Consider the following 11,514-nt stretch of genomic DNA (forward strand, 5'->3'; position numbering starts at 1 on the left):
AATCTCAAAGAAATTTTAGATAGCAATCAAGTGACTGAGTTAGTCGTGATTGGTGCTATGAGCCATATGTGTGTTGATGCTGCTGTTCGTGCTGCTTCTGATTTTGGTTATAAGGTAAAAGTGATACATGATGCTTGTGCAACACTAGACTTGGAATTTAATGGCGTTAAAGTACCTGCTGGTCATGTCCATGCAACATTAATGGCCGCTTTTGAATTTGCATATGCTCAAGTGATATCAACTGAAGATTATGTTAGCTAACGATTAAGATTTTCTAAAATTAACATAATACACGTTATACAAAGTCAAAAAATGGGAGCTATAAGCTCCCATTTTTACTATATTTTTTAAAGTTTTGGGCCTGTTGTACAGTGAGTTTTAAGCCTAATGCATTTACTACACGATTAATCGTATCAAAACGTGGTGCTGAATCCTGACGTAGGGCTTTGTAAAGTGCTTCACGTCCAATCCCTGCTTCTTTAGCGATTTGAGTCATGCCACGAGCTTTGGCAATTACGCCAAGGGCATGAGCTAATTCAGCTGGATCATTTTCTTCAAGAACTATGTTGAGATACATCACAATGTCTTCTTCAGTTTTGAGTGACTCAGCCATATCAAAACTTGGTAAATCAGCGACTTTAACCATTTTAATCCTCCAATGTTTTCGATAGTTTGACTGCACGATCAATGTCTTGTTGTTGAGTCGATTTATCTCCGCCTCCAAGCATTACAATCACTACGTCACCATGCTGGATGTAATACATCCTCCATCCAGAACCGAAGAATTCTCTCATTTCCCAAACGCCATCTTGGAGAGGCTTAATGTCTCCCCAATTTCCACGTTGAACCTTATCTAGTCTACGATTTAGGCGAATACGGGTCATATTGTCTTTAATGCCATCTAACCATTCATCAAATTCTGGCAGACGTTTAATTTCAATCATGAGGCTTCCTTATCTTCTCACTATATTGTATTCGATCGAATACAATATGCAAGTAATCTATACGGACATCCATTAATTTCGTATAACCGCCATTATGTTAAATCAAATTCTTAATGTCCTTCATCTTTTTTAAATCTTTCCCATTCAGCTGCTGTTCCTCCTCCTTGCTTGTGCCATTTTTGATGTAATGCCCTATCAACTGGGTCAAGATTTTTGGGATCAGCCATTTTTCTTGGTGCAGAACTAACTGATTCTTTATGGTGAACATCTATTGGGCTAGATGGATCTAATTTACCAATTCTAATAGCTTCTCTTTTTACATTTCTTTTTTCTTTTTTCATTTGAGTTTCTAATTGTTTTCGATGGTGATCTCTGGTTTTATCAGCTACAGGTGAATCAGAAACATCTGTCAAATAAGTTCGAGATTGTCTTAATATATCCCTTTGTGTTGGTGGTCTTGGTTCTTCTGCTCGTTTACTAGTTTCAGCAATTAACGTTGGTGTCTTTATATATTGATTTCCCTTATTATCTTCAAAAAAATTTTCTTTAGGTTGTGTTAGTGCGTAGGTTCTAGCAGTTTCAGGATCTGTATTTAAAATTGTAGGTAAGGCTTTGGTAGCAACACCTGTCTCTCCTGTTTGCGAATTTATTACTGCATTTCTACGCAAGCTATTTTTGATCTTATCTGCATCTTTTTGAGGTACAGATGATATCTTTTCAGAAAAATTAATTTGATCCTTACCTTTAAGCTCTTCAATAGGAATAATTTCATTTGTAGAATCTTTATCCATGATAATTACTCCTCAAACTCTGTATTAGCGAGTTTTTCTAATCTTTTAAGTTCTAAAAAGGCTTCGCTATCCTCATTTTTTACAATTTGGGTTAATTTTTTCCAATATTTTGGATCAGGAGTATCTAATTTAAGAAGGGTAATTCTTTGATTTGGATCACCATGTTTTAATATAAATTTAATACGTGCTGATTCATCTTTGAAATAATCATCTTTCAAAAAATCCGTGTGTGTTTTTTGGAGATATTGAATAACCTTCCATAATTCAGCAGTATCATTAGCTTTAATTTCTAAAGGATGAAGCTTTTCTGACAGAAATTTTTTGATATCAAAAAAATCATCACTTACTTCATTTTCACTTCTCATGTATCTGATAAATTTAAGTTTATCTAGGTTGTTTTTTGATTTAAAACTCATTTTATTTCCGACTAATAAAAAAATGATAGCTTTTAAAATATTGAACTAATAATGAAATTAGCATAATACGGCTTATATAAAAGGCTTGTGAAGTGGGCCTTTCGCATAAAGAAAAACTCTCAATTAATTGAGAGTTTTCATTGTAGATTGAGCTTTTAAGCGTCGAGATTCTTCTAATTTCATTTTTATCAGTTGATAAGCATGATCTAAGAACAAAGTTAAAATTTTAAGACCGAATTGGATAAGAAGTGGCTTCATTTTGCTATTTCCATATAAATTGAAGTAGTTTCAATTTTTCAAAAACATTGTATTTCCTCTAAATCAGGAAATCAATAGATTATTTGAAATTATGCTATAATAAATTTATTTCAAATTAGAGCAAAGCATGGTGCGCGAACTAAATTATAATTTTTCAACTACTGTTTCTCATGTGACAGGAGCATTACTCCATTGCTTAAGGGAGTTTAAAGGTATAACGCAAACATCATTAGCTGAGAGTACAGGAATGAGTACATCTGGATTATCTAAGCTTGAGAAAGGCGAGACTAATATTAGCATTGAGCAAATATTTATATTTGGGCAACAGTTTGGATTAAAATCTTCTGAATTTATGGTTTTACTTGAGGAATCAATTGAACTTATTAATAAAAAAGGAATTTTTGTTGCAAATACGAAAAGTAAAGCAGTGCATATTGATAAAACAAATAATATTCCTGTGGTAATGGGAGTCGGTGCAATAATGGGTTTAGCTGTTGGATCTCCAATTGCAGCTTTAGGCATAGCAGCCTTATCAGGAATGATCGCTCAGAGCTCTAATGATGTTCTTAAAAAACAGATAGAGTCACGAGAAAAAAATGAACTTCAATTATTAACAGATATAGGTACTTTAAAAAATATTATTCAGCCATCAATTTTAAAAAAACTAAGTGAAAGACAGCTATTAAATTAAGAGTTTCTAAAATTAACATAATACACCTTATACGTAATGTGTTATAATTCCACTTAGAAATTAATGCTGTAGTTTCTAGTTGATAGCCCACCTTCCCCAAGGTGGGCTTTTTTTGTGATTTTTCACGTTCCACGCTTAAAATTCGAACAGTGTTTCATGATTTTTATAAGTTAAACTAAATTTAGTTGCTAATCCCAATAAGCTATTCACTAACTTGTAAATATCGGTATACCGCCTGACGACTAATCCCAAAAGCTTTCCCTAATGCCATTTTCGATGGATACTTCCCCTCCTTCCATGCTTGTCGTAAAGCTTCAGCTTGGTCAGGCTTTAGTTTATGCACCCGACCTTTGTACTTCCCCTGAGCAGAGGCGAGTTTTATTCCTTCCTTTTGCCGCTCTAAAATGATCTCACGTTCGAACTGTGCAAAAGCACCCATCATTTGAAGCATCAAATTATCCATCGGGGTGGATTCGGCTGTAAAAGTAATATTTTCTTTTACAAACTGGATGGCGATCCCTCGTTTGACCAGTTTATCTACTTCAGTGACCAAATCTTTTAGGCTTCGCGCAAAACGATCCATTGAATGTACAATCACCCTGTCCCCTTCCCGGACATAGTTCAACATTTCCTGAAATTTAGGTCGGTCAGTATTTTTACCTGAAGCACGGTCAACAAAAATCCGGTCGACCTCAATTCCTTCAAGTTGACGTCCAGTGTTTTGCTCGACAGAACTTACCCGGACATACCCTACTTTTTGGCCTTTCACTTTTTCACGCCCCAATTGGATAAAAATGAACAATTTCGTAAATTATAATTCTTTAACACTAAAGTTACATGTTACTTATGATTAAAAATCATTTAAATGATACATAATTTCATGAACTTTCAGATTGTAACTTTAGGGTATACTTTAAAGTTACACAAAACATCTATATGAAGACTAAAGTCCAAATTAGTGTTTATGTTGGTTCAATGTATTACATTTCGTATTTTCTATTTGTAACGTAATTTCAGTAATATTATGATTATGTTTTAGAACTTCTAAGGCCTTTTGATAGAGTTGATCTGTATTGCTATTCGGAGCAACCAAATGAGCAGTTAAATGAATATTTCTTGAGGATATAGCCCAGACTTTCAACTGATGAATCCCTTCAACGCCCTCTAGCTTCAATAAATCATTTCTTAACGACTCAATATCAATCTCATCAGGAACTCCTTCAAGCAGAATATGAATACTTTGTTTTAATAAAATCCAAGTTCGAGGTAAGACCCAGAAGCCAATTAACACAGCGATTACGGTATCAACCCACATCCACTGGGTAAAATAAATAACTATTCCTCCGATAATCACGCCTATCGATCCTAGAGCATCACTAAGAACTTCTAAATATGCACCTTTTATATTTAGACTTCCTTCAGCACTAGCAGAAAGGATTTTCATTGAAATCAAATTTATGACCAAACCAATGACCGCGACAATCATCATTCCAACACTTTGAATTTCAGCAGGATTCGTAAAACGTTGATAAGCTTCATATACAATATATATTGCTACCACAAAAAGCATCACCGCATTAAACAGAGCCGCTAAAATTTCAAATCGCTGATAGCCAAAAGTTCTTTTATCATCTGCGGCTTTTTTACCAATTTTGATAGCGGCAAGAGCAATAGCTAAAGCGGCTACATCAGTAAACATATGAGCTGCATCAGATAACAAAGCCAAACTTTGGGTAATAAAAGCAGCGACAACTTCTACTATTAAAAAAGTAGTCGTTAAACCTAAGGCAACCATTAACTTCTTACTATTTTCTTCAGTAACAACCGCATGGCTATGATCATGATGTTCTGACATAAAATATTTTCCTTATTCTATTTATGATGAGCAGAGATATTGGATAACAGCCAATATCTCTGCTGTAAATCGACTAATCTATTGGATTAAGAAACTTTCTTTTCATTTATCCAACGATAAAGCACGGGTAACAGCACCAAAGTTAGTAATGTTGAAGAGATAATCCCGCCAATCACTACGGTTGCCAGTGGCCGTTGAACCTCAGCCCCTGTTCCGGTTGCCAGCGCCATTGGTACAAAACCCAGTGAAGCCACACAAGCTGTCATCAACACTGGTCTTAAGCGCAAAATAGCCCCTTGCCACACGGCTTTATGCACTGGATATTTGTCCCTTAATTCCTTAATAAAGGTCAGCATTACCAGTCCATTGAGGACTGCAACACCAGATAAGGCAATAAAGCCAATTCCAGCTGACATCGATAATGGAATATCCCTTAGCCAAAGGAACAGCACACCACCGGTCAAGGCAAAGGGTACCCCGGTAAAGACCAATAGACTTTCTTTGACATTGTGAAAGACCGCCATCAGTAAAATAAAGATAGTGATTAAAGCCAGTGGAATCACGATTTGCATCCGTGCTTTGGCTGAAGCCAAATTTTCAAACTGACCGCCATATTCTATCCAATAACCACTTGGCAAAGTGTATGCTTTGAGCTGTGTCTGTACATCAGAAACAAAAGACCCTAAATCACGCCCTTCAACATTCGTTGTAACCACAACTCGGCGTTTACCATTTTCTCGACTGACTTGGTTGATTCCTTCAATGGTCGAGACTTGCGCGACATCCGACAATAAAATACTGCCACCATTTGGAAGCTGAATAGGTAACTGGGAAACAGATGCGACACTACGGTCTTGCTCTCCAAGACGGATAACAAAATCAAAACGACGATCGCCTTCTAAAATCTCTCCCACGCTTTGTCCACCAATACTTGCAGCCACCACATCCTGAATAGATTTCACACTCAAGCCATACTGGGCAGCTAAAGCTTTATCAATCTCTACATTGAGTAAAGGCAGACCCGAAGTTTGTTCAACTTTCACCGCACTGCTACCTGCGACTTGCTGAATGATTTTCGCGATTTTTGCAGCCTCAGTATTCAAAACCTGCATGTCATCACCAAAAACCTTCACCCCCACATCACTGCGTATACCTGAAATCAGTTCATTAAAACGTAGCTCAATAGGCTGAGAAAACTCACTGTTATTGCCGGGAATTGTCGCAAGATAAGCTTCCATTCGGGTTCGAAGTGCATCTAGGCTTTCTTTTGAATCTGGCCATTCCTCACGTGGTTTCAGCATGATATAACCATCGGAAATATTCGGTGGCATCACATCTGTCGCCACTTCAGCAGTCCCGGTACGGGCAAATATAGCTTTAATTTCGGGAAAGTTTTTCAGTAAAAGCTTTTCGGTATTTTCCTGAATACGTAAAGACTCTTCCAAGCCTGTGCTTGGAGAACGTAATTGCTGTACCGCAAAATCACCTTCACTCAGCTGGGGTGCAAACTCACTGCCAATCTTCGTGCTGAGCAGACCCGTAATGACCAGGAGACAAATGGCAAAAGTTAAAACCACCGCTTTGTAATGATAGGCTCCATCCAATATCTGTTGATATCGGGTTTTGAGCCAGATCATCCAACGGCTTTCCGTTTCTTTGATCTCCCCTTTAACCCATAAAGCAACTGCAGCGGGCACAAAGGTGATCGATAAAATAATAGCTGCCACCAGTGCGAGAACAACGGTTAAAGCCATCGGATGAAATAGTTTTGCTTCTACACCACTTAAAGCAAAAATCGGCAAATACACCACCAAAATAATAAGCTGACCAAAAATAAGAGGACGACGTGCTTGGCGGGCAGCCAGAAAAACTTCCTTAAAGCGTTCACTTTGTGTGAGAGGTCGTTTTAACAGTTGCTGTGTATGGGCTAAACGCCGGATACAGTTTTCGACAATCACCACAGCACCATCGACAATGATGCCGAAATCGAGTGCACCTAAACTCATCAGATTGGCACTGATATTTTTCTGTGCCATCCCGGTTAAGGTAAACAGCATAGAGAGTGGAATGACACAGGCAGTAATCAAGGCAGCACGGATATTCCCTAAAAACAGGAACAGAATGATGATGACCAGGATTGCTCCCTCTACCAAGTTTTTCTGAACGGTTTTAATCGCCTTCTCAACCAAGGTAGTACGGTCGTACACCGTTTCAATCACTACCCCTTTAGGCAAACTATTCTGAATATCTTGAAGCTTGGCATCCACAGCTTTAGAAACAGTCCGGCTATTTCCCCCCATCGCCATCATGGCAATCCCTAAAACGGTTTCTTTGCCGTTATAGGTTGCCCCACCGGTTCTTAAATCATGCCCAATAGAGACTTGCGCAATATCACCAACCCGAATTGGGCTGCCATTTGGGCTACCCAGCATGGTGTTCTCAATATCAGAAAGCCCATTGAATGTACCCGGTACACGTACCGTCAGTTGCTGACCATTGTCTTCAATATAACCTGCACCTCGGTTCTCATTATTTTGCGCTAAAGCCTGTTGCAGTTGTTCTAATGAGATATTCAGTTGCTGCATCCGGTTTAAATCGGGAGAGACCACATAGGTTTTTTCAAAACCACCAATACTGTTGACCTCTGCAACTCCCTTAACACGTTGCAGTTGAGGACGCACAATCCAGTCCTGAATCTCACGTAAATCCATCGGCGTGTATGCAGTTCCATCCGGCTTTTTCGCATTCGGATCTGCCTTCAGTACCCATTGATAAATCTCACCGAGACCCGTAGAAACGGGGGACATCGTCGGTGCGATTTGTGCAGGCAACTCAGATTGCGCCTCCTGTATCCGTTGGTTAATCTGCTGACGGGCCCAATAAATATCAGTCCCATCTTTAAAGACAATGGTGACTTGAGAGAGTCCATAACGGGATATGGAACGGGTAAGCTCCAGATCCGGAATGCCAGCCATGGCATTTTCAATGGGATAGGTAATCCGCTGTTCGACTTCAAGCGCAGTAAAACCCTTGGCTTGAGTATTAATCTGGACTTGGGTATTGGTAATATCGGGTACAGCATCAATCGGGAGTTTCTGATAGCTATACACCCCGACCGCAATCCAGGTACAGACAAAGAGCAACACCCAAATCGCATTTTGTATGGAAAACTGAATGATTCGTTCGAATAAACCTTCTGGTTTTGGCAGATCAGAATTAATGTTCATGGCCTGCCTCGTCTTTTTCTAATTCAGATTTCAACAAGAAACTGCCTTGAGCGATATACTTCTGCCCTTCAGTCAGCCCAGAAATCACTTCAAGCCATTGTCCATCACTTGAAGCCTGCCCCAATTGCACTTTCTGTGCTTTTAAGTGGACTTGACCTTTTTGTTCTGAATCTACGATGAAAATACTGTCTTCACCTTCAATACTTTGCAGCGCAGACTTTTGAATCCGAAGGGCTGATTTTGCTGTAGCTTCCGGAATCAACACTCTCACTAACACATTAGAACGCAACTCAGTAGCTTGCGCATCGAGTTTTGCGCGCACCACCAGACGCCCTGTTTGTACATCTGCATGAGAGGTTAAGCTTTGTACAGTAGCTTTATAGATTTGATCTGAATCATTCACTTTAAAGTCAATTTTTTGCCCGGCTTGCAGTTGACCTGAGAATTGATTCGGCAAATTAAACTCAAGCCATAAATCTTTCAGCTGTTCAATGACAAAGAGCTGATTAGCCAGTTGCACATTTTCACCGACCACAATATCTTTTTGACTGATCACCCCAGAGATCGGTGCTTTAATCAGAAAACGCCCATTGTTATTGCCACTTGCACCTAATGCATTTAAACGTGCTTGTGAGGACTGGACAGTAATCTGCGCTTGACGGTAGGCATTTTCGGCACGCTGGTAATCCTGTTTGGCAGAAATCCCCTGTGACCAGAGTTGCTGTTCGCGCTGGTAATCTTTACGGGCCAAATCCAGATTCACCTGTGCCATACGCAGATTTGCCTGTTGGTCGATCAGTTCAGGCACGATTAGTACAGCCAGCGTTTGTCCTTTTTGCACGCTCTGTCCTAAAGCCACATTGACCTGCTCGACATGACCACTAAAATTAGGCGATATATGCGCTTGTTGATCGGTATTCACCACCAATTTACCTGGCAGGGTTGTCAGCTTTTCAACCAATCCTGTGGATGCAACAGCAACTTTTAAACCTTGTTCAACCATTTGTTGGCTGGTCAGTTGTATTTCGCCTTCTTCAGCATGTCCTTCTTCAGAACTATCTTCATCAGAAGGTTCGGCATTTCCCTCATCATGACCATGCCCCTCAGATTCAGTTTTTTTTGAACTTAACCAAATAACCAGACTGACCAAGACCGTAATCAGAATCAAAATTGCAATCATGAGAGACTGGGATATTTTTCCGTTTTGCTTGGCGTTCATTTTATCGTGCTCCCCCATTGATTAAATTTTGCGATGCTTCGACTGCCTTTTTATTCAGTTGTGTATAGGCATCCGAACGGCTAATTTCTTCATAACTTGTGCCAATACTGAGTGCCTCAGCTGCGAGGGCAGTTTGCCAAGCTTGACGTAGAATTTGTAATTGACCCAATCGAAGATTCTGCAGTTGGGTGGTTGCTTGTTGAACGTCGGTAATGGACAGTTTCCCTGCCTGAAACCCTTGTAAAGTACGGCTCTGAACTTTGGTCGCCAAAGTAACTTGTGCTGTTGTGGCATCGAACTGGCTACGTAAACCTTTGAGCTGATGCATGCTGTTGGCAATATTGAGTATTTGTTGCTTCAGCTCACGCTGCTGCTGTTGGTTCAGCAATATTTGCTGTTGCTGGACCATCGGGATCGCATATTGCTGGCGGTTGAAAATATTCAGTGGAATAGCCACGCCGATTGCCAAAGTCGTATCGTTGCTTTCATTAGGGGTTTTGCTACGTTTCATGCCTACATTTAAAGTCGGATTGGGACGTGCCTGAATTCTTAAATTTTCAATTTGATGATCCGATTGCTGAATGTTCAAGGCATAGAATTTTTCTAGCCACCCTTCAGCAATATACCGTTGCACAGTTTGGAGACTTTGCTCTGGCCAAGGGATAGCGGTTTTATTCAATTGAAGATATGAAGATGTTTCTCCCCCCCACAAATTAGACAGCTGACGACCGGCAGCTTGTTTATTCAGCATCGCTTGCTGATAAAGTCGTTGGATTTCTAGCGCTTCAATTTGGGTACGCTCAAAATCAACCAGGGCAATACTGCCTGCCTGATAGCGTTTCTGGGCACTGTCCAGATTGGCTTTACTTGTTTTTAACTGTACTGAATAAGCAGACTGCTCAACCTCAGCAAGTGCAAATTGCGACCATGCAAATTTAACAATCAGTTGGCTTTGTGCCTTCCATAATTGCTGTTGCAATTGGATTTGTTGATTCGAGGTATTGGCAATCACCCGGTTCAGCTTACGCTGACCAAATAGATCTAGAGGTTGACTAACGCCAACATTGAATTCCTGTTCTTGACCTGAGCCAAAGCCAGACTGTTCTAAACTTATACTTGGATTCTGCCATAACCGACTTTGCTGAATATTCAATTCAGATATTTGCTGAACTTGTTGCCACAGCTTGTCTTGAGTCTGGTAACTTTGTACTTTTGCTAAAGCGGATTCAAAGCTGGTAACGTTTTCAGCATAGCTATATTGCATAGCCGCTGCACATATACAAGCAACCAAGCTATGACGCAAGAGTATAATTGATTGTGAAGACATGATTTTTCCCACTTATTTAAATAATAAAAGTGGTGGGAATGTTTTAGGCTACCCCACCATGAGCGGGGAAAATTCGGGAGGTGGGCTTTGTTGAAACAGGTCAGGAGCCTGATAGCTGTTTTTCCAATGAAATTGTGGATTCACTTTAACTTCAGAGCTTGGATGAAACACATCTACTTTTTCATTTTGTACAATCAAATGCGTCATCGATGGTAGATGATCTTGATGATCTTCACCGATTTCTAAATCGCTACTGAATGTTTTTATGTTTTCTGACTGTCCATTATGATCGTGTTGACGACTATCGCTGGCACACAAGGTATTTTGGTGATGACCAAAATGATAACTCTGCTGTGATTGAGGCTGTTGTTCATGGACACAAAAGGCCGCCGCCACATTCCAAAAGCTTTGGAACATGAACAATCCAACCAAGACTGTAATCCATGTAGTAGAACGCATCATCATAACAATCGAAAAATTTGTACCAAGTATAAGGCTTAGAGCCACTCCAAGGTCAAGCTTAATAAATTAAATTAAACATTCAATGAACACTGAATAGCCGGCACTTTTGCAAATTTACCTTGTCTCTATAAGCTCACATCAATTTCAGGTAAGAATAACAATAGATTGAACCGTACCGGGTTTGTCGGAGAGTCAATATTCTGAGAGACTACCCCGATGACAAAATTAAAATATACCCCTGAAATCAGAGGGTAATCCTCCCATAAATAACCGAAGTTAAAAGTAGAGGTTAAGCAGCCATTAGAGGTGGCTTTCCTTTGTTAG

Annotated in this window: 12 protein-coding genes; 2 read left to right on the forward strand and 10 right to left on the reverse strand. The window is 39.7% G+C overall.

What is annotated here, in order from left to right:
- Window positions 1–261: isochorismatase family protein (locus CF596_RS13395; protein WP_143228697.1), on the forward strand; the 261-nt coding region annotated here is incomplete at its 5' end.
- A gap of 58 nt (window positions 262–319) precedes the next feature.
- Here the strand turns inward: CF596_RS13395 and CF596_RS13400 are convergent.
- The 4 genes from CF596_RS13400 to CF596_RS13415 form a co-directional block, all read right to left on the reverse strand.
- Window positions 320–646 (reverse strand): addiction module antidote protein, encoded by a 327-nt coding sequence (locus tag CF596_RS13400; protein ID WP_096902759.1) that lies wholly within the window; start codon window positions 644–646, stop codon window positions 320–322.
- 1 nt (window position 647) lies between these two features.
- Window positions 648–944, reverse strand: coding sequence for a type II toxin-antitoxin system RelE/ParE family toxin (locus tag CF596_RS13405; RefSeq protein ID WP_004647749.1), 297 nt, complete (start codon window positions 942–944; stop codon window positions 648–650).
- 110 nt (window positions 945–1,054) lie between these two features.
- On the reverse strand, window positions 1,055–1,735 hold the full coding sequence (locus CF596_RS13410; RefSeq protein WP_096902760.1) for a hypothetical protein: 681 nt from the start codon (window positions 1,733–1,735) through the stop codon (window positions 1,055–1,057).
- A gap of 5 nt (window positions 1,736–1,740) precedes the next feature.
- Entirely contained in the window at window positions 1,741–2,151 is a 411-nt protein-coding gene (locus CF596_RS13415; RefSeq protein WP_004818452.1) for a hypothetical protein, read from the reverse strand.
- 385 nt (window positions 2,152–2,536) lie between these two features.
- Between CF596_RS13415 and CF596_RS13420 the strand changes: the two genes are divergently transcribed.
- Entirely contained in the window at window positions 2,537–3,100 is a 564-nt protein-coding gene (locus tag CF596_RS13420) for a helix-turn-helix transcriptional regulator (RefSeq protein ID WP_096902761.1), read from the forward strand.
- Between the two features lie 202 nt (window positions 3,101–3,302).
- On the opposite strand, the gene CF596_RS13425 is transcribed toward CF596_RS13420, so the two are convergent.
- From CF596_RS13425 to CF596_RS13450, 6 genes are all read right to left on the reverse strand, one after another.
- Window positions 3,303–3,869: a recombinase family protein gene (locus tag CF596_RS13425; RefSeq protein ID WP_000678311.1), complete on the reverse strand. Its 567-nt coding sequence runs from the start codon at window positions 3,867–3,869 to the stop codon at window positions 3,303–3,305.
- A gap of 186 nt (window positions 3,870–4,055) precedes the next feature.
- Complete coding sequence (locus tag CF596_RS13430; protein ID WP_005028603.1) at window positions 4,056–4,955, reverse strand: cation diffusion facilitator family transporter; 900 nt, start codon at window positions 4,953–4,955, stop codon at window positions 4,056–4,058.
- Window positions 4,956–5,041: 86 nt separating this feature from the next.
- On the reverse strand, window positions 5,042–8,182 hold the full coding sequence (locus CF596_RS13435; protein WP_096902762.1) for a CusA/CzcA family heavy metal efflux RND transporter: 3,141 nt from the start codon (window positions 8,180–8,182) through the stop codon (window positions 5,042–5,044).
- Window positions 8,172–9,401, reverse strand: a complete 1,230-nt coding sequence (locus CF596_RS13440; protein WP_096902763.1) for an efflux RND transporter periplasmic adaptor subunit — start codon at window positions 9,399–9,401, stop codon at window positions 8,172–8,174. The genes CF596_RS13435 and CF596_RS13440 overlap by 11 nt, the downstream gene beginning before the upstream one ends.
- Window position 9,402: 1 nt before the next feature.
- Entirely contained in the window at window positions 9,403–10,728 is a 1,326-nt protein-coding gene (locus CF596_RS13445; protein ID WP_096902764.1) for a TolC family protein, read from the reverse strand.
- A 48-nt stretch (window positions 10,729–10,776) separates the two neighbouring features.
- Window positions 10,777–11,190 (reverse strand): cation efflux protein, CzcI-like, encoded by a 414-nt coding sequence (locus CF596_RS13450; protein WP_225530251.1) that lies wholly within the window; start codon window positions 11,188–11,190, stop codon window positions 10,777–10,779.
- Window positions 11,191–11,514: the final 324 nt, after the last annotated feature.

Source organism: Acinetobacter sp. YT-02, from assembly GCF_002412355.1.
GTDB lineage: Bacteria > Pseudomonadota > Gammaproteobacteria > Pseudomonadales > Moraxellaceae > Acinetobacter > Acinetobacter towneri.

Bases quoted from the DNA above. Each gene is read 5' to 3' on its own strand.
- CF596_RS13430 (WP_005028603.1), bottom strand. From the start codon at position 4,955: ATGTCAGAACATCATGATCATAGCCATGCGGTTGTTACTGAAGAAAAT.
- CF596_RS13445 (WP_096902764.1), bottom strand. From the start codon at position 10,728: ATGTCTTCACAATCAATTATACTCTTGCGTCATAGCTTGGTTGCTTGT.
- CF596_RS13400 (WP_096902759.1), bottom strand. From the start codon at position 646: ATGGTTAAAGTCGCTGATTTACCAAGTTTTGATATGGCTGAGTCACTC.
- CF596_RS13420 (WP_096902761.1), top strand. From the start codon at position 2,537: ATGGTGCGCGAACTAAATTATAATTTTTCAACTACTGTTTCTCATGTG.
- CF596_RS13435 (WP_096902762.1), bottom strand. From the start codon at position 8,182: ATGAACATTAATTCTGATCTGCCAAAACCAGAAGGTTTATTCGAACGA.
- CF596_RS13450 (WP_225530251.1), bottom strand. From the start codon at position 11,190: ATGATGCGTTCTACTACATGGATTACAGTCTTGGTTGGATTGTTCATG.
- CF596_RS13415 (WP_004818452.1), bottom strand. From the start codon at position 2,151: ATGAGTTTTAAATCAAAAAACAACCTAGATAAACTTAAATTTATCAGA.
- CF596_RS13405 (WP_004647749.1), bottom strand. From the start codon at position 944: ATGATTGAAATTAAACGTCTGCCAGAATTTGATGAATGGTTAGATGGC.
- CF596_RS13440 (WP_096902763.1), bottom strand. From the start codon at position 9,401: ATGAACGCCAAGCAAAACGGAAAAATATCCCAGTCTCTCATGATTGCA.
- CF596_RS13410 (WP_096902760.1), bottom strand. From the start codon at position 1,735: ATGGATAAAGATTCTACAAATGAAATTATTCCTATTGAAGAGCTTAAA.